Raw genomic sequence first — 17,500 nt, forward strand, 5'->3', positions numbered from 1 at the left:
AAGCATGGCCTGCGTGGTTTTGGCGGCGGCGCTTATTCGTAGCTGGCGCTGACGATGACGTTGGCGAACGGCTGCCTGGCCTGTAGGGTCAGGTAATACCAGTGGCCGGCCTGCGGCGCGGCGATGCTGACCGATTCTTCGTTGCCGGCCGATGTGGAGGAGTAGTCGTAGCTGCCGGCGGTCGGGTAGCGGTCTTTGGCCACGTAGAGGTCCACGTCGCCGCTGCCGCCGCTGGTCCACAGCCGGAGATTGCGCGCGCCGGCCGGCAGCAGGATGGCGGCGTAGCTGGCGCCGGACGAGGACTGGCCGCTGAGCGAGCAGTTCTTGCCCAGGCGGTTGGGGTAGCCCTCGTTGCACGGCGGCAAGCCGGTGGCGGGAGGCAGCGGCGGCTGGCCGGCGGTGGTGGCGCTTTGCGCCCAGCTGGCGAATTCGCCGTCGTAGCCCGCGCCGATCTGCTTCATCTGGCCCATGTAGCCGGCATAGTCGCCCTTGCGGAACAGCGGCAGCATGGCGTCCACATCGCCGCGGTGGCGCTCCATCATGAAGCGGGTGGCCATATAGCCCCAGCGGTAGGCGCGGGTGACGTAGTCGGCCATGCCGTAGGTGTTGCCGAAGATCTGGCTGAGCTTGTAGTTGCCGCTCTTGGCGGCGTCGATAGCTGCCTGGTTGTCGTTGCGCAGCGACAGGTATTCGGCCAGGCCTTCTATCCACCACACCGTGGGTTGCTGGGTGGCGGCGGCGAAATCGCCGTACATGTCGAAGCGGCCGTCCAGGTAATGGATGTACTCATGCTCCAGGTTCCACACCTTGAACGTCGGGCGCAGCCATGAGGCCTCGTGGGCGATGAAGCGCGCCTGGTTGGCCGGATCGGCCGGATTGCCTTCCAGGTACATGCCGCCGTTATCGGTGCCGATGCCGTAGATCACGCCGGCGTACTTGGCGTAGTTGTCGTAGTCGTCGAACACCACCACTTCCAGCGAGGTGTTGTTGTCGTCGGCCACGGGCTGGTTGCGGGTTTGCAGCATCTGATGGAAGTAGGACTCCTCTTTTTGCAGCAGCGCGCACGATGACTGCATCTGGTCCGTGGTCATTTCCTGGGCGCGGATGCGGATGGTGGGGCTGCAGGTGTAGCGGTTGACCAGGATGGCGTCGGCAAGCTTAGTCTCGAAATTGCAGGTGCCGTATTCGCTGCAGTTGGCGGCGTCGTAGTACTTCACCGCTTCGGCCGAGGCCAGCCACAGTTCGTTGTCGCTGCCGGCCATGCTGCTGCCGGCCAGGATGGCTTTCACCTGCGGCTTGATGGCGGGCTTGAGCGCAGGGTACTGCATGAAGCGCAGGCCTTCGCGGGTGGCGTCGCCCAGCTGGTAGGCGGTTTCGGTGCCGATCAGGCTGGCCTTGTCGGCCTGGACGAACTGGGTGAGCGCGGCGGAGTAGCTGATATCGTTCTGCAGCAGCGGCGCGGCCGCGCTGCGGCCATGCGCGTAGAACAGCACCGTCAACGCGCCGGTGAAGCCCTGGGCGGCGGTGGTTTCGCGCAAGGCCTGGGCGGCGGCCGGCTGGCTGGCGCTATTGGTGTAACGTTGGACGATGGCGCGGATGCTGGGCAGGTAATAGGCCTCGTCGGCCATATTGGTGATCAGCGTCATCACCTCGTTGGCGGTGGTGGGGGCTTGGCTGTTGGCGGCGAACAGCGCGGGGCTGTCGGCCAGTTGCTTGATGCCGGGGCGCAACACGGCTTGCAGATTGGCGTCCAGCGTCGGCAGCGTGCCGCTGCTGGCCAGGTAGTAGCCGGCGCGCAGGTAGAGCGTGAGGTTGACCAGCGCCATCGAACCGGCGTTGTAGCCGGCGGCTTCCTGGGCGAAGCGACTGGCCACCGCGTTGAGGTTGGCCGGGGCGTAGAGGCTGGCGGCCAGCTTGCCGTCGAGCGCGAACAGTCCGTAGGTGCAGGTGTAGTCGGGCAGGCTGGCCAGGTAGTTGGCCAAGGCCGCGCCGCTGTATCCGGCCATCGCGTTCATGTCCTGGCATTGCGGGGTAGCGGCGTGGCGCGTCAGCTTCCGCAGCGGCTTGCCGATTACGCTGCGGTTGTCGGGCAGGCGGTAGCGGGCCTGGGCGTCGGTCGGCGGGCGGTGCTGCCACAGGCGCGGGGCCGCGGCCTGTTTCTGCCTGGCCTGTGCCTGGTGCGGGGCTTTGAGCAGCTTGGGCGCTGCCAGCGCCGATTGCGAGAGCAGCGCTGCGGCCATGGCGAGGCATAGCGCGGCGAGAGGGGCTTTGTGCATGTTCGTCTCCGGAAATCAGGGCCTGTCCCTGATGTCCGCCATCATGCCAACCGCCCTCCCGGATTTCTTGGCGCGCCTCGCTGCCCGCGCGCGCAGATTTGCCAAATCCCGCCCGCGGGCGGCTCAGCGCGGCGTTTCGCCGGGCGCGGTCAGTTTGGCCATCACCAGTTCGATGAAGGCCGACACCGCCAGCGGCAGATGCTTGCGGCTGGGATACAGCAGGTTCAGCCCCTGGCCGGACCGCTGGTACTGCGGCAGCACTGGCGCTAGCTTGCCGGCCTCCAGGTCCAGCCGGATCAGGGCCGGGGGCAGCAGGGCGACGCCCAGGCCGGCGAGGGTGGCGCGGCGCAGCGCCTGGGCGGTGTTGCCGCTGAAACGGCCGGCCACCAATACCTCCTCCTCCCTGCCGTCCGGGCCGGTCAGCCGCCAGCCGGCGCGGCCGCCGGGCCGGGTCGGGATCACGCAGTCATGACGGGCCAGGTCCTGCAGCGTCAGCGGCGCGCCGCGCGCGGCGAGATAGGCCGGGCTGGCCACCAGACCGCCGCTGCCGGCGCCCGGCAGTTGCCGGCCGACATAGCCGGAGTCCGCTAGCGTGCCGCCGCGGAAGGCGATGTCGATACGTTCGGCGATCAGGTCGACCTGAGCGTCGCTGAGCACGAAATCCACCTGCACCTGCGGGTGTGCTGCCAGGAATTCCGCCACCCACTCCATCGGGAAAAAGTCGAAGAAATCGGCGGTGGCGGCCACCCGCACCTGTCCGCTGGGTTGCGGGTTGCCACCGAGCAGCTCCTGTCCGGCCTCAAGCAGGCCGTCCACCGCGCCGGCGCAGCGCTGGTGAAAGGCCTGGCCGGCGCTGGTGAGGGCGAGCTTGCGGGTGGAGCGCTGCATCAGCCGGACGCCCAACCGCTGCTCCAGCTGCTGTATGCGGCGGCTGACGGTGTTGGGCGGCAGACCCAGCCGCCGGCCGGCTTCGGCAAAGCTGCCGTGGCGCGCCACCTGCACAAACAGCGAGATGTCGTTGAGGTCCAGCATGCTGCGCCATTCCTTGTTTTTTTGGATGAGTCCAATCCAATCATACCGTCTAGTTTGTCAATCCGGGTGGGCTTAAGCTTCGCTCATTCGGCCGCCCAGGCCGACAGCCCATTGCAGAGGAGCACGCCATGAACACCGCCGCTACCGTTTTCGCCCGCGCCATCGTCCACCGCACCCGCGGCGCGCAGCACGGACCCGTCACCCGCTTGATGAGCCCGGGCCGCTTGGGGCGCCAACTGAAGCCTTTCGTGTTTCTGGACTGGTTCGACCTGGATCTCTCCGCCGGTAGGCAGGGTTTCGGCCTGCACCCGCACTCCGGCATCGCCACCTTCACTTGGTTGCTGGAAGGCGAAGCGGTCTACGAGGACACCACCGGGGCCAAAGGCGTGCTGCCCGCCGGCGGCGTCGAGTGGATGCGCGCCGGCAAGGGCGTATGGCATGCCAGCGAACCCACCGCCGCCTCGCGCCGCATGACTGGCTTTCAGCTGTGGCTGGCCTTGCCGGCCGAACTGGAGCTGGCCCCGGCGGAAAGCATGTACCTCGCTCCGGAGCATATTCCGCGGCAGGGCCCGGCCAGAGTCCTGTTGGGCGGCTATGGCGGGCTGAGAAGCCCGATCCCGTCGCCGGTCGGGGTGACGTATCTGGCGGTGAGCCTGAAGGATGGCGAGCGCTGGACGTTCACGCCGCCGGCCGGGCACGATGTGGCCTGGGTGGCGTTGAATGCCGGCAGCCTGCGGGTGGCTGGCGAGGATGCGCCGCTGGCGGCGGGCGAGATGGCGGCGTTCGCCGAGACCGGCGCGGCCATCGAATTTGTCGCCGCCGGCGATGCGGCCTTCGTGCTGGGCTCCGCGCCCAAGCATCCGCACGATCTGGCGCTGGGTTATTACTCGGTGCACAGCCGTGCGGAAACTTTGGCGGCGGGCGAAGCGGAAATCGAGCGCATCGGCGCGGAGCTGCGGGCGCAGGGAAGGCTATAGCCGCTTTGCATGGGCGCATCCTGTTTTGCGCATCGCGTGGCGTCCTAAGTATTCGTACTAGCTTGAATTAATTGGCGCCCAGGTCGCCAAATAGCGGCGACAGTTTCTCTGTTTTGACAAAATCGGCTGCCGTTCCTCGCGCGAGCCGGTCCGGTCTGTCGCCGCAGGCATGGCGGCTACAGGCTCTTTTTTGCTTGCCCTGATTTCCGACCACCGGCAGTCGCCAGGCCAGTCAGGAGCCGCAATGCCCGCCCTTCCATTCAAGCTATGGTTTACCGGCGCCGGCCGGCCGCCGGCTACTGCCGAACCTTCCAGCGCCGAGACCCGGCAAGTGGCGCGCAGCGCCTATGGTTATGTGCTCAGGGTGCAGACCACCGTCCGGATCATTCTGCCAAGCTCCAGGGGAGACGAAACTTTGAAGCGGCGGGCTGATGAGTTGCTGCGAAAAGAGAATTACACCTGGGGCGAGCTGTTCGAACTGGAGATGCTCTGCGCCGAACTGGCCAGCGACGACATGCTGGTGCTGATCCGGCCGACCGACGTCGATCCATCGCTGGAGTATTGCGAGGCGGCGTGCATGGCCGAGCGGTGGGGAGGCGCGGCGGATGGGCTGGCCGGAGCATTGGCCGGGGCTCGCGGCGGCAAGCCGGCAGCGGGCAGGGCGGAATTGAGGGCTGCGGTATTGCTGGGGCAGCAACGCTATTTCCGGTCCTTGCGCCGCGAAAGGGCGCTGGACCGGCTGCGTCTGAGACTAGGCCTGTTCACGTTGGCGATGGCTTTGCTGGGAGGCATCTATTACTGGTGGTTGAGCGGCAGTCCAACCGACGCCGGGCTGGCGCTGTCGGCCACTTTCGGGATACTCGGCGCTTTCGCCAGCGTTTTGCAACGCATCCAGAGCGTTGGCGAGAAAACCAGCACCAATGGACAATCGGGCGCGAGTGTCGCCATGCTGATGGAGGGCTCGTGGAGCCTGTACCTGGCGCTGGCCAGCGGCGCAGTGTTCGGCATACTGGGGTTCTGGCTGTTTGCCGGCGGGTTCGGCGGGGCGTTTTTAAGCACGCAGCTGGCGCCCAGCTTCAGTGCCTCGCTGGCGTCGTGCCATGATTCGGCGCTTCCCTATCTGCAGCAAGGGTCGGATTACGGAAAGATGGCGGTGTGGGCGTTCTTCTTCGGTTTCGCCGAGCGCTTCATTCCCGATCTGCTGACCCAACTGGCGAAAAACGGCGCGGCCAACGTCCCTCGGCCCCAGAGTCGGCGACTCCTGGCGGAGGCGGGCAAGCGGTCGAGGGCGGCTTGGGAGGCGCGGGCTGCGGAAAAAAGCCGCAGAGTGGCGGCGCATCGCCGCTCGGAGGATGGGGATGGCTGACTCCCGCCCGGCCTTGATTCCGGCGGGCGAGCGTTCCCCGGCATGTAACGAAATAGGGCGGCTTGCGCCTTGGCGGCGGTTTCAAGACAGCGGCGGTTCAGCCACCTGCACCTGGTTGCGGCCCTGGCGCTTGGCCGTGTACAGCGCGCGGTCCGCGGCTGCCAGCAGCGACTCCAGCGTGGGACGATCCTCGTTCAGCGTGGCGACGCCGAAACTGGCGGTGACCGTCAGCGTCGGCCCGGAGGCGAGGGCGAGCGGCGAGGCTTCCAGGCTGGCGCGCAGGCGTTCCGCCATGGCTTCGCCGGCGGCCGCGCCACTGTGGCTGGCCAGCACGACGAACTCCTCGCCGCCGTAGCGGCCGGCATGGTCTCCCTCGCGGCAGGCCTGCGTCAGGATGGCGGCGACATGCTTCAGCACCTCGTCGCCGGCGTCGTGTCCGTGCCGGTCGTTCACTTGCTTGAAGTAGTCGATGTCGAACATGATCAGCGTCGCCGGAGAGGCGCTGCGGTTGGCGCGGGCGATTTCCGCTTGGGCGGCCTGGGTGAAGGCGCGGCGGTTGGCGATGCCGGTGAGGAAGTCCACCTGCGACACTTCGGTCAGTTCTTCGATCAGGCGCTGCCGCTCGCCTTCCAGCCGGCGTTTTTCCAGGCTGTGCCGCCGCAGGATGGCGATGGCCGCCAGCACCTCGCCGATTTCGTCGCTCCGGCGGCTGGCGGGGACCTGCGCATCCAGCTTGCCGTCGGCGATGTCGGTCAGCAGCCCGGCCGCCGCCAGCAGCGGCTTGGCCACTTGCCAGCGGATGTAGGCGAATAGCGCCAGCTGCGCGATCAGCGCCAGCATGCCCAGTCCAGCCGCATACAGCAGATGGCGGAACGCCAGCCGGTGCTGGGCCAAGGCGGCGCGCGAGGCTTCGGACAGCATGGTGTCGCGCAGCGCCACGATGGAGCGCATGGTGGGAACGTAGCGGGCGGCGAATTGCGCCGGGTCCATCGTGTAGGCGCGGGTCTGCTGGCTGTACAGGGTGATGCGGTCTACCAGCGCCATGCCCTCGCCGAAATAGTTCTCCTCCATGGCCTGAGCCGCCTGCAGCGTGGCGGAGGAGGCTTCCGGCACGCGGGCGCGCAGGCTGATGGTGCGGTGCAACTGGTCGATGCGGCCATGCAGCACGTCCATGGAGCGCGTCTCCGCTACCGACAGCTGGCGGTTTTCCGCCAGCGCGGCGGTCAGCTGCGAGCCCAGCCGGCCGGCGTATTCCCGCAGTTCTGTGGCCTGGCGGGCGCCGACCAGAGGGTTGGCCAGCCGCGGATAGACGCTTTCGGCGCGGAACGACAGCGCCGTCACCGCTTGCAGCGCCGGTGGGATGGCGTCGTACATCCGGCGCACCGCGCCCATCAGTTGCGGCGAGGTCGGGCGCATCGGCAGGCCGGCGACGTGGTCCACTTCGCCGCGGGCGTCGTCCAGCACCTGCTGCGCTTGGCGTATGGCTTCCAGCGCGCGGCGGTGATCGTTGGAGGAGGAGGGGTCAAGTGTGGCGATCAGCATGCGGATGGCCTGGTCGCTGGCGGCTCTGGCCTGGCGCAGCCGCTCCCGCTTGGCGGGGGTGGAGAACGAACCGAGCAGCGCATTGGCCGGGCCGCGCTCCAGCGAAATCTTTTCCACCGCCACCATCGCCAGGTGGGCAATCTGGATCGCGCCCATCCCGTCATCCGTCGCGCGCAGGATGGACCATTCGTTGTCGATGATCCAAGCCAGCGGTAGGCTGATCAGCGCGAACAACAGGACGGTGGCTATGGTGAATATCTTGGACAGGCGCATCAAGGATTCAATTCAAGACAGGCAGCGCTCTGCGCATTCAGGCGGTGCAAGATTGAGTATATGCGCAGCGGCGCGGCGGCAAGGGAATTTCCCCGCGGCTCAGACGCCGCGCCGGTCCTGGCCGCCGGGCCGCCTGCCGATGTAGGCCGCGCGCGGCCGGATCAGGTTTTCGCCGCCGCGCTGCTCCAGGCCGTGGGCGATCCAGCCCGCAGTGCGTCCCAGCGCGAACAGGCCGAAGGCCGCGCCAGGGGGCAGCCGCAGATGCCGGCGCACCGCCACCAGCGCGAAGTCCACCGATGGATGCTGCCCCACCAGTGCGAACGCCTGCTCGACGATGCGCTGAGGCCGGGGATCGCCCGGCAGGATGCGGGCGAGCAGCGCCATGGCGCGCACGTCGCCGTTGGGGTAGAGGTGGTGGCCGAAACCTGGCAGATCGTCCCCTCTTGCCAGCCGTTCTCGCATCTTTCCGCCGATATCACCGTCGTTTATCTCATCCCATAAGGCTTCGCCGCGGGCGGTGGTGCCGCCGTGCTTGCCGCCGGTCAGCGCGGCGAGGCCGCCCACCACGGCGGCGCGCAGGCTGGCGCCGGTTGATGCGATGCAGCGGGCGGTGAAGCTGGAGGCATTCAGTTCGTGGTCGGCGCACAGCGTCAGCGCCATCCGGATCAGTTCCGCGCCGTCGGCATCTACGCCCCAGGCGCGGGCGCATTGCAGATGGATGGGCGCGTCGTCGGGCGCCGCGCCCAGCAGGCAGGCCGCCATCAGCCGCAGCAGGGCGCCGCAGCCTTCGGCCTGGCGCGGCGCCGACTTCTGCCACAGCGCAGTGGGCGCGTCTTCGCTGGCCGCGGTGAACAGCGGCAGCAGCGCCTCTTCGGCGCGGCGTCCCCGATGATGGGCCATCAGCGCCGGCATGGTTGCCGGCCAGGCGGGCGCGAGCGGGCCAAAGGCCGCGCCGGCGTCGCATTGCCACAGGTGGGCGGCCACCTCTTCCAGGCCGCGCGACGCGGCCAGGTCCAGCGCGTTTTCGCCGCGGTAGTACAGCTGCCCGTCCTCGATCAGCGTAATGGCCGACTCCAGCACCGGCAGCCCCCAGTTGAGGGTGGCCTTGGCCACTTCCTTGGGTTTGCGGCCGCGGGTGCGCTGGGCGGCCAGCTGTTCCACCTCCGCCGCCAGATAGCGGCTTTCCCTCTGGCCGCCATCGTTGTCGGCATGCAGCAGCCCGCGGCTGACATAGGCGTACAGCGTTTGTCTGGAGACGCCGAGACGGGCGGCGGCTTCGGCGGAGCTCAGGTAGTGGGGCATGGCGGGCAGTTTTGAAGATATGTTGATTATATTAATCAACGTTGACAATTATTTCAACGGGCATATTCTTCCGGAGGGAAGCTAAACAACGGAGAGCCATCATGTTCGACCATGCATTCAGCCCGATCTCTGGCCGCGCCGCGCCGGCGCAACATTATCTGGACGCGTTCTGGGACGCTGTCGGCGGCCGCCCGGATCAGTTGGCGCATATCGCGGTGGGCGGGAGCGGAGCGCTGCCGGCGGTGTTCGCTGTCACCGATTTCGCCGCTGCGGCGGTCGGCGCCGCCGGCCTGGCGGTGGCGGAGTTGCTGGAGCTTGCCACCGGCAGCATGCCGCGGGTGGTGGTGGATCGGCGGCTGGCGTCGTTCTGGTTCGGCAGCTCGCTGCGTCCGCAAGGCTGGACCTTGCCGCCCTTGTGGGATGCCGTTGCCGGCGATTACCAGGCGGCCGACGGCTGGATCCGGCTGCACACCAATGCGCCGCATCACCGGGAGGCGGCGCTGGCGGTGTTGGGGGCGGCGGCGGACAGGACGGCGGTGGCGCGCGCGGTGGCGGGCTGGCGCGCCAGCGATCTGGAGGCGGCGGTGGTCGAGCGCGATGGCTGCGCCGCCGCCATGCATACCCTGCGGCAGTGGGCCGAGCATCCGCAGGGGCGGGCGGCGGCTGCCGAGCCGTTGCTGCACCGGTCGGGCGGAGGCCGCATGGCCTTGCCGAGATGGCGGGTCAGGCGCGAACGCCCGCTGAGCGGCGTGCGCGTGTTGGACCTGACGCGGGTGCTGGCCGGGCCGGTGGCCACGCGCTTTCTGGCCGGCTTCGGCGCGCAGGTGCTGCGGATAGACCCGCTGGGCTGGGAGGAGCCGGGCATCGTGCCGGAAGTGGTGCTGGGGAAGCGTTGCGCGCGGCTGGATCTGCGGAATCCGGCCGAGCGGGGGCAACTGGAGCGGCTGCTCGCCGAGACCGACGTGCTGGTCCACGGCTATCGTCCCCACGCGTTGGCAAGGTTGGGACTGGATGCCGCCAGACGCCGCGAGCTGAATCCGGCGCTGATCGATGTGTCGCTGGATGCCTATGGCTGGAGCGGGCCGTGGAGCGGCCGGCGGGGCTTCGACAGCCTGGTCCAGATGAGCAGCGGCATCGCTGATGCCGGCATGCGCGCCAGCGGCGGCGAGCGACCGGTGCCCTTGCCGAATCAGGCGCTGGACCATGCCACCGGCTACTTGTTGGCAGCCGCGGCGATCCGCGGCCTGACGCAGCGGTTGGCAAGCGGCGAGGGCGGCAGCGCGCGCGCCTCGTTGGCCCGCACCGCCAAGTTGCTGGCCGAGTGCGCCAATCCGCAAGACACCGCTGCCCTGGCGGCGGAAAGCCGGGACGATCTGGCCGAGCCGCTGGAAAACACTGGATGGGGACCGGCGCGGCGCATCCAGCCGCCGATGTCCATCGCCGGCACGCCCATGCATTGGGACTATCCGGCCGGCGCGCTGGGCTCGTCCGCCGCCGAATGGCTGTGATCCCGGCGACATGTCCGGCATCGGGCCGGCCGCCGCTCGCAGTCCCGCGGCGGCCGGCTTTTCGGCATGCTTCGCTGAGCGCAGCCATCACTTTTTCGTAACCTGGCAATCATCCGCGCGTCACGCGCCGCGCTGAAAATGTAAACGTTTTCATTTTCCAGGCGGTGCGCCATGCGGGTCGCGTTCTTCGATTTCGACCATACCCTGCTCAACGGCGACAGCAATATGCTGTGGTATGCGTACCTGTTGGACGCCGGGCTGATTTCGTCAGCCGACTGGGCGCGCCATGAGCGGTTCATGTGGGATTACGGCCAGGGCACCCTGGATTTTTCCGCGTTGCAGGATTTCCGCCAGCGCGTGGACGCCGCGCTGGCGCCGGAGCTACTGAGGGCGCATCGCCATGCTTTCGCCGTCAGCCGCTTGCTGCCGCAATTGTCCGCGCTGTTGAAAGACCGGGTGCGCTACCACCATCAGCGCGGCGACCGGCTGGCCATCGTCAGCGCCACCCGCCGTTGCCTGATCGAAGAGGCGGCATGGGCTTTAGGCATCCCCGCGCTGATCACCGCGGAGCCGGAACGGTTGATAAACGGCCTGTCCTGCTTCGCCGAAGGCAAGGTCGCGCATGTCGAGGCCTGGCTGGCGGCGCGGGGCTGGTCGTTGCCGTCGCTGGCGGAGAGCTGGTTCTATAGCGATTCGCACAACGACTTGCCCTTGCTGCTGGCGGTCAGCCACCCGGTGGCGGTGGCGCCGGACGACATGCTGCGGCTTCATGCCGGGCAGCGGGGCTGGCCGGTGATCGCGCGCGCGGAGGCTGTTCTTGAAGCACAATATTAAGGACGTGGCCCGCCATGCCGGGGTGTCCATCGCCACGGTGTCGCGGGCGCTGAATGCGCCGCACCTGGTGCGGCCGGGCACTCGCGAGGCGATACAGCAGGCCATCGCCGAGCTGGAGTTCCAGCCCAATCTGCTGGGCCGCCAGCTGCGCACCGACAAGACCGGGCTGATCGGGGTGATGCTGCCCACGCTGTCCAACCCGGTGTTCGCCGAATGCCTGCAGGGAATGGAGGAAAGAGCCGCAGCCAGCGGCTACCGGCTGATGGTGATGACCACCAGCTACCAGGCCGAACGCGAACAGCGCGCGCTGGAAACGCTGCTGCACCAGCGCGTGGACGGCCTGGTGCTGACGGTGGCGCACGCCGAGCGCAATCCCATGCTGGATCGGCTGGCCGCTGCCGGCACGCCGCACGTGCTGGTCTACAACCATTGCGAAAGCCGCCCCTGCGTGGCGGTGGACAATTGCCGCGCCGCCCGCGACGGAGTGCAACTGCTGCTGGCGCGAGGCCACCGCCGCATCCGCATGCTGACCGGCAGCCTGGCGGCGTCCGACCGCGCCGCCCAACGCCATCAGGGCTATTGCCAGGCGCTGGAGGCCGCCGGCCTGGAGGCGCCGCCGGCGATAGAGATCGACTTCAACAGCGAAACCCTGCCCGACGAGGTGGCCGCATTGCTGGCGCGTCCCGACACCCGTCCCGACGCCTTGTTCTGCGGCAACGACCGCCTGGCGATGCTGGTGATGCGCAGCCTGGCCCGCCGCGGCCTGCGCGTTCCGCGCGACATCGCCATCCTCGGCTTCGACGGCCTGGCGGTGGGCGAGTTGCTGTCGCCGCCGCTGGCCTCGGTATCGCAACCCAATTTCGATATCGGCGCGCTGGCGGTGTCCACGCTGGACGCCTGGCTGCAGGGCTTTCCCGCCGACAGCGCCCGGATTCTGCCGCATGGCCTGCGCCATGGCGGCTCCATCGCCTCCCCCTGATCCCGTTTGCCATCCCTGGAGAGAAACATGCCGCGTCTTCGCCATCTGCTCGCGTCCACCCTGTCCGCCGGCCTGCTGCTGGCCGCCGGCCTCAGCCACGCCGGCCCCACCGCCATCTGTTACAACTGTCCGCCGGAGTGGGCCGACTGGGCCAGCCAGGTCAAGGCCATCCAGCAGGCCACCGGCATCGTCGTGCCGCTGGACAACAAGAATTCCGGCCAGGCCATCGCCCAGATGATGGCCGAGGAAAAGAGCCCGGTGGCCGACGTGGTCTACCTCGGCATAGGCTCGGCCTTCCAGGCCAAGGACAAGGGCCTGCTCGCCCCGTACAAGCCGAAGAACTGGGACGCCATCCCGGCCGGACTGAAAGACCCGCAGGGCTACTGGTTCACCATCCATTCCGGCGCCATCGGCTTTTTCGTCAACAAGGACGCGCTGGGAGGCAAGCCGGTGCCGCGCAGCTGGCGTGATCTGCTGAAGCCGGAATACAAGGGCATGGTGGGCTTTCTCGACCCCAGCAGCGCCTTTGTCGGCTACGCCGGCGCGGTGGCCGCCAACCAGGCGATGGGCGGCAGCCTGGACAACTTCGCGCCGGCTATCGGCTACTTCAGGAAGCTGAAGGCCAACGACGCCATCGTGCCCAAGCAGACCGCCTACGCGCGGGTGTTGTCCGGCGAAATTCCCATCATGCTGGACTACGACTTCAACGCCTACCGCGCCAAGTACAAGGATCACGCCAATGTTGAATTCGTGATCCCCAGCGAAGGCTCCATTTCCATTCCCTACGTGATGACGCTGGTGAAGAACGGACCGCATCCGGAAAACGGCAAGAAGGTGCTGGACTTCCTGCTGTCCGAAAAAGGCCAGGCGGTGTGGGCCAACGCCTTCCTGCGCCCGGTGCGCGGCGGCATGGGCAAGGAGGTGGCGGCCAAGTTCCTGCCGGCCGGCGAGTATGCTCGCGTCAAGGCGGTGGATTACCAGAAGATGGCGGCGGCGCAGCAGGCTTTCATGCAGCGCTACCAGGCCGAAGTTCGTTGATCCTCAGCAAGGCCCCCGCCGGGCGGCGGGGGCAGGGAAGCAGAGAATGAAAGATCTGACGTTTTCCCGGATGCGCCGGCTGGCCTTCCTGGCGCCGGCGTTGACCGTGTTCGCCGCCTTCTGGCTGCTGCCGATAACGGCGCTGGTGCGCATCAGCGCCGCCGACCGCGGCGCCGGCTACCTGGCCATGCTGCAAAACCCGCGCTATCTGGAAAGCCTGCTGGCCACGGTGGCGCTGTCGCTGCTGGTGACCGCCGCCACCTTGGCTTTGTCGCTGGTGGCCGGCTTGTTTCTGGCGCGGCGCCGCTTTCCCGGCCGCCGGACGCTGATCGCCACCCTGACGCTGCCCCTGGCCTTTCCCGGCGTGGTGGTGGGCTTCATGGTGATCATGCTGGCCGGCCGCCAGGGCCTGATAGGCGATATCACCCAGGCCTTGCTGGGCAGCCGCAGCGTGTTCGCCTACTCGATGGCCGGGTTGTTCCTCGGCTATCTTTATTTTTCCATTCCGCGGGTGATCCTCACCGTGATGGCGGCGGCGGAAAAGCTGGACGCCACGCTGGAGGAAGCCGCGCGCGCGCTGGGCGCCGCGCCTTGGCAGATCCAGCGCGACGTGGTGCTGCCGGCGCTGGCCCCGGCGCTCCTGGCCGCCGGCGCGATGTGCTTCGCCACCTCGATGGGCGCCTTCGGCACCGCCTTCACGCTGGCTACCGACATCAACGTGATGCCGATGGCGATCTACAGCGAGTTCACCCTCAACGCCAATCTGGCGACCGCCGCCGCCTTGAGCGTGGTGCTGGGCGCGGCCACCTGGGCGGCGCTGGCGCTGGCGCACGCCTTCGGCGGCGACGGCGCGGCGGCCGCGGCCTGATCGGGGGCATCCATCATGAAAAAACTGCTGATTTCGCTGCAGGCAGGCGTCACCGTGCTGATGAGCCTGTTCCTGTTGGTGCCCATCGCCATGTCCATCGTCGCCGGCGTCACCGACAACTATTTCCGGGGCTGGCGCGGCGGACTCACCCTGCGCTGGGTGGCGCAGGTGTGGGAGCTGTACCGGGACGCCATCTTCCTGTCGCTGGGCATCGCGCTGGCTACCCTGGCCATCGTGCTGGCGATAGGGGTGCCGGCCGGCTACGCGCTCACCCGTTCGCCCAGGCGCCTGGCCAGGCTACTGGAGAGCTTGCTGGTGTTGCCGGTGGCGGTGCCGGGGCTGGCTTCGGCGCTGGCCTTGCTGGTGGTGTACGGCGGCTTCACGGCCTTTCGCAACAGCTGGCTGTTCATCGTGGCGGGCCACGTGGTGTTCACGCTGCCCTTCATGGTGCGTGCGGTGGCCGCCATCTGCCTGAGCCAGAACCTGAAGACGCTGGAGGAGGGGGCTGCCAGCCTGGGCGCCACCTTCCGCCAGCGCTTCCTCACCGTGGTGCTGCCCAATATCCGCCCCGGCGTCATCGCCGGCGCGCTCACCGTGGTGACGCTGTCCATAGGCGAATTCAACCTCACCTGGATGCTGCACACCCCCGCCACCAAAACGCTGCCGGTGGGGCTGGCCGACGCCTACGCCTCGATGCGGCTGGAGGTGGGCAGCGCCTATACCCTGATCTTCTTCATCATGATCGTGCCGCTCTTGGTGCTGATGCAGCGCTGCGGCGCGGACGCAAGGAAATCCGCATGAAACTGGATTCGCTGGAAATCACGCTGGAAAACTGCGCCAAGAGCTATGCCAAGGGCCAGCGGGCGCTGGAGCCGGTCAACCTCAAGATCGCCGCCGGCGAAACGCTGGTGCTGCTGGGGCCTTCCGGCTGCGGCAAGACCACCACGCTGCGGCTGATCGCCGGGCTGGAGCAGCCCGACGCCGGCGGCCGCGTACTGTTTGGCGCCGACGACGTCACCTGGCTGCCGATAGAATCGCGCCAGGTGGGCATGGTGTTCCAGAGCTACGCGCTGTTCCCCAATATGAGCGTGCGCGAGAACATAGGCTACGGCCTGCGCATCCGCAAGACCGCCAAGGACGCGGTCAAGCGCCGGGTGGACGAATTGCTGGAGCTGACCCGGCTGGGCGAGTTCGCCGACCGCGCCATCGGCCAATTGTCCGGCGGCCAGCGCCAGCGGGTGGCCCTGGCCCGTGCGCTGGCGCCGCAGCCGCGGGCGCTGCTGCTGGACGAGCCGCTGACCGCGCTGGATGCCCAGCTGCGCGAATCGCTGCGCGGCGAGATGGACGGCCTGCTGCGCGGCCTGGGCGTCACCACCGTCTATGTGACGCACGACCAGGCCGAGGCGATGGCGCTGGGCGACCGCATCGTGGTGATGAGCGCCGGCCGCATCGAGCAGACAGGCACGCCGCGGGAAATCTACTACCAGCCGGCCAATGCCGCGGTGGCCGGCTTCATCGGCACCATGAACCGGCTGGACGGCAGTTGGCGCGAGGGCGCGCTGCATTGCGCCGGCGGCCGTCTGCCGGCAGCGGCGGGCGCGGCGCCGGCGAGCGAGCTGTGGTTCCGCCCGGAGGACGCGCGAGTGGTGGCGGCGGACGAGGCCGGGCTGCGCGGCGTGGTGGCGCAGGCGGTGTTCCTGGGCGAGCGCACCCGGCTAACCGTCACCGGCGTGTGCTCCAGCCCGCTGCTGATAGACGTGGCCGGCCGCCGCGCGCCGCGCGCAGGAGACGCCGTAGGCATCCGGCTGCTTCCTGAAGCGTGGCACGCCAATCCCGCGGTCCGGCAGGAGGCGCAATGATTCTGTGCCAGATTTCCGATTTGCACATCAAGCGCGATCGCAAGTTCGCCTATGGCAAGGTGGACACCGCCGGCGCGCTGCAGCGCTGCGTCGAACGCATCAACGCGCTGGAGCCCAGGCCGGATTGGGTGGTGGCCACCGGCGACCTGGTGGACAGCGGCGCGCTGGAGGAATACCAGGCGCTGCGCCCGCTGCTGGACCGGCTGGCCATGCCCTATGCGCTGCTGGCAGGCAACCACGACCGCCGCGACACCTTGCGCCAGGTATTCGCCGATCATGATTACCTGCATGGCCACACCGAGTTCATCCAGTACGCGCTGGACGTGGGCGAGGTGAGGCTGATCGCGCTGGACACGCTGCAGCCGGGCAGCAGCGGCGGCATGCTGTGCCGGGCGCGGCTGGATTGGCTGGACGCGCTGCTGGCCGCCAGCGCCGGCCGGCCGGTGGTGCTGGCGATGCACCATCCGCCGTTCCAGACCGGCATCGCCCACATGGACGCGATAGGCCTGGACCCTGACGCCGCGGCCGAGCTGGCGCGCCGGGTGGCGGCCTGGCCCAATGTCGAGCGGATCGTGTGCGGCCACTTGCACCGGCCCATCCAGGCGCGTTTCGCCGGCACGCTGGCTTGCACCAGCCCGGCGCCGGCCCACCAGGTGGCGCTGGACCTGCGCGCCGACGGTCCGTCCGCTTATGTGCTGGAACCGGGCGGCTTCATGCTGCATCTGTGGCGGCCGGGCCAGGGCCTGGTTTCGCACCAGGCATGCATTGATCCGGCCGAGGGGCCGCATCCGTTTTTTGACGAAGGCGGCAGCCTGATCGACTGACGGCCGCGCGCCGCCAAACCGCCGGCAATCGCGGTGGTGGGATGCATCCCCGGGCGGCGATGGCTTATGCCGTGAACAGGCTGGATTGCGCGGTGAATGCGTTGGAGCGCCACGCCGTTTCAAATCGCAGCAGACTGTCGTCGATGTCCTGGCTGGACGCGAACAGGCCTTGATAGACGGACGGCGGCAATGTGATGGCGCCCACCCCGATCTGCGCGCATCGCAGGAATTGATCGGTGGACTTGATCGCGGCGGCCATGATGGCGGTCCGGTAGCGGTGTTTTTCCAGGATGGCTTGCGATTCTTGCAGCAGGGCGAAGGCGTTGCCGGTCGAGGCCTCTATCCGGTTGACGTAAGGGGCGGCGTAGCTCGCGCCCGCCATAGCCGCCAGCACGATCTGCCGGGTTTCGAAGATGGTCGTCGCCAGGGTGGCGACGCCTTCTTTCTCCAATATCGATATCGCCTTGAAGCCGTCGTTTATCGCCGGGATCTTGACCACCATCCTGGGGCTGATGGCCGCCAGCGCGCGTGCCTGCCGCAGCATGCCGGGCATCTCGTTGCTGATGACCTGAACCGCCACCTGGCCGTGCTGGATCTCCAGCAGCGTCGCGATGATGTCTTCCACGCAGCTTGCGGCTGCGCCCAGTATCGATGGATTGGTGGTCACGCCCGCCAGAATTCCAAGCGCCTGGGCGTCCTTGATGGCGTCGAAATCGATGGTGTCCAGCCAGATTTTCATTTTGCTTATTGTCCTTTTTCTATCGCGGCGGTGTCTGGAAGGGGCTTGATGCTAGCAGCTGGCCGGCATGCTCGGCCAGCTGC

General features: G+C 68.1%; 15 protein-coding genes. 10 read left to right on the forward strand and 5 right to left on the reverse strand.

Going from position 1 to position 17,500, the window contains the following annotated elements:
* Window positions 1-32: 32 nt before the first annotated feature.
* Together BI347_RS07425 and BI347_RS07430 are read right to left on the reverse strand one after the other, a co-directional pair.
* Entirely contained in the window at window positions 33-2,276 is a 2,244-nt protein-coding gene (locus BI347_RS07425) for a M9 family metallopeptidase (RefSeq protein ID WP_071115612.1), read from the reverse strand.
* Window positions 2,277-2,399: 123 nt separating this feature from the next.
* Window positions 2,400-3,308 carry a LysR family transcriptional regulator gene (locus BI347_RS07430; RefSeq protein ID WP_071115613.1) on the reverse strand — a complete coding sequence of 303 codons (909 nt, stop codon included), beginning with the start codon at window positions 3,306-3,308 and terminating at the stop codon, window positions 2,400-2,402.
* Between the two features lie 128 nt (window positions 3,309-3,436).
* On the opposite strand from BI347_RS07430, the gene BI347_RS07435 reads away from it, so the two are divergent.
* The gene (locus BI347_RS07435) at window positions 3,437-4,285 is read left to right on the forward strand and encodes a pirin family protein (RefSeq protein ID WP_071115614.1); all 849 of its coding nucleotides are present in this window, start codon (window positions 3,437-3,439) and stop codon (window positions 4,283-4,285) included.
* 244 nt (window positions 4,286-4,529) lie between these two features.
* Window positions 4,530-5,651 carry a hypothetical protein gene (locus BI347_RS07440; protein ID WP_071114183.1) on the forward strand — a complete coding sequence of 374 codons (1,122 nt, stop codon included), beginning with the start codon at window positions 4,530-4,532 and terminating at the stop codon, window positions 5,649-5,651.
* Window positions 5,652-5,732: 81 nt separating this feature from the next.
* Here BI347_RS07440 and BI347_RS07445 read toward each other — a convergent pair whose 3' ends face one another.
* Window positions 5,733-7,466: a GGDEF domain-containing protein gene (locus BI347_RS07445; protein WP_071115615.1), complete on the reverse strand. Its 1,734-nt coding sequence runs from the start codon at window positions 7,464-7,466 to the stop codon at window positions 5,733-5,735.
* 99 nt (window positions 7,467-7,565) lie between these two features.
* A complete protein-coding gene (locus tag BI347_RS07450) occupies window positions 7,566-8,768 on the reverse strand; it encodes a citrate synthase family protein (RefSeq protein WP_071114181.1) in 1,203 nt (400 codons plus the stop codon).
* Window positions 8,769-8,869: 101 nt separating this feature from the next.
* Here BI347_RS07450 and BI347_RS07455 point away from each other — a divergent pair, with 101 nt between their 5' ends.
* From BI347_RS07455 to BI347_RS07490, 8 genes are all read left to right on the forward strand, one after another.
* Window positions 8,870-10,276 (forward strand): CoA transferase, encoded by a 1,407-nt coding sequence (locus BI347_RS07455; protein WP_071115616.1) that lies wholly within the window; start codon window positions 8,870-8,872, stop codon window positions 10,274-10,276.
* A gap of 171 nt (window positions 10,277-10,447) precedes the next feature.
* Window positions 10,448-11,110 (forward strand): HAD family hydrolase, encoded by a 663-nt coding sequence (locus BI347_RS07460; protein WP_071115617.1) that lies wholly within the window; start codon window positions 10,448-10,450, stop codon window positions 11,108-11,110.
* Complete coding sequence (locus BI347_RS07465; protein ID WP_071115618.1) at window positions 11,094-12,089, forward strand: LacI family DNA-binding transcriptional regulator; 996 nt, start codon at window positions 11,094-11,096, stop codon at window positions 12,087-12,089. The genes BI347_RS07460 and BI347_RS07465 overlap by 17 nt, the downstream gene beginning before the upstream one ends.
* A gap of 27 nt (window positions 12,090-12,116) precedes the next feature.
* The gene (locus tag BI347_RS07470) at window positions 12,117-13,127 is read left to right on the forward strand and encodes an ABC transporter substrate-binding protein (protein ID WP_071115619.1); all 1,011 of its coding nucleotides are present in this window, start codon (window positions 12,117-12,119) and stop codon (window positions 13,125-13,127) included.
* Between the two features lie 46 nt (window positions 13,128-13,173).
* The gene (locus BI347_RS07475) at window positions 13,174-13,995 is read left to right on the forward strand and encodes an ABC transporter permease (RefSeq protein ID WP_071115620.1); all 822 of its coding nucleotides are present in this window, start codon (window positions 13,174-13,176) and stop codon (window positions 13,993-13,995) included.
* Between the two features lie 15 nt (window positions 13,996-14,010).
* Window positions 14,011-14,796 carry an ABC transporter permease gene (locus tag BI347_RS07480; RefSeq protein ID WP_071113365.1) on the forward strand — a complete coding sequence of 262 codons (786 nt, stop codon included), beginning with the start codon at window positions 14,011-14,013 and terminating at the stop codon, window positions 14,794-14,796.
* Window positions 14,793-15,854 carry an ABC transporter ATP-binding protein gene (locus BI347_RS07485; RefSeq protein ID WP_071113366.1) on the forward strand — a complete coding sequence of 354 codons (1,062 nt, stop codon included), beginning with the start codon at window positions 14,793-14,795 and terminating at the stop codon, window positions 15,852-15,854. The genes BI347_RS07480 and BI347_RS07485 overlap by 4 nt, the downstream gene beginning before the upstream one ends.
* Window positions 15,851-16,678 carry a phosphodiesterase gene (locus tag BI347_RS07490; RefSeq protein WP_071115621.1) on the forward strand — a complete coding sequence of 276 codons (828 nt, stop codon included), beginning with the start codon at window positions 15,851-15,853 and terminating at the stop codon, window positions 16,676-16,678. Before BI347_RS07485 ends, BI347_RS07490 begins: the two co-directional genes overlap by 4 nt.
* Window positions 16,679-16,742: 64 nt before the next feature.
* On the opposite strand, the gene BI347_RS07495 is transcribed toward BI347_RS07490, so the two are convergent.
* Complete coding sequence (locus tag BI347_RS07495; protein WP_071115622.1) at window positions 16,743-17,417, reverse strand: transaldolase family protein; 675 nt, start codon at window positions 17,415-17,417, stop codon at window positions 16,743-16,745.
* Between the last annotated feature and the right edge of the window lie 83 nt (window positions 17,418-17,500).

This window comes from Chromobacterium sphagni (genome assembly GCF_001855575.1).
In the GTDB taxonomy this organism is placed as follows: Bacteria; Pseudomonadota; Gammaproteobacteria; order Burkholderiales; family Chromobacteriaceae; genus Chromobacterium; species Chromobacterium sphagni.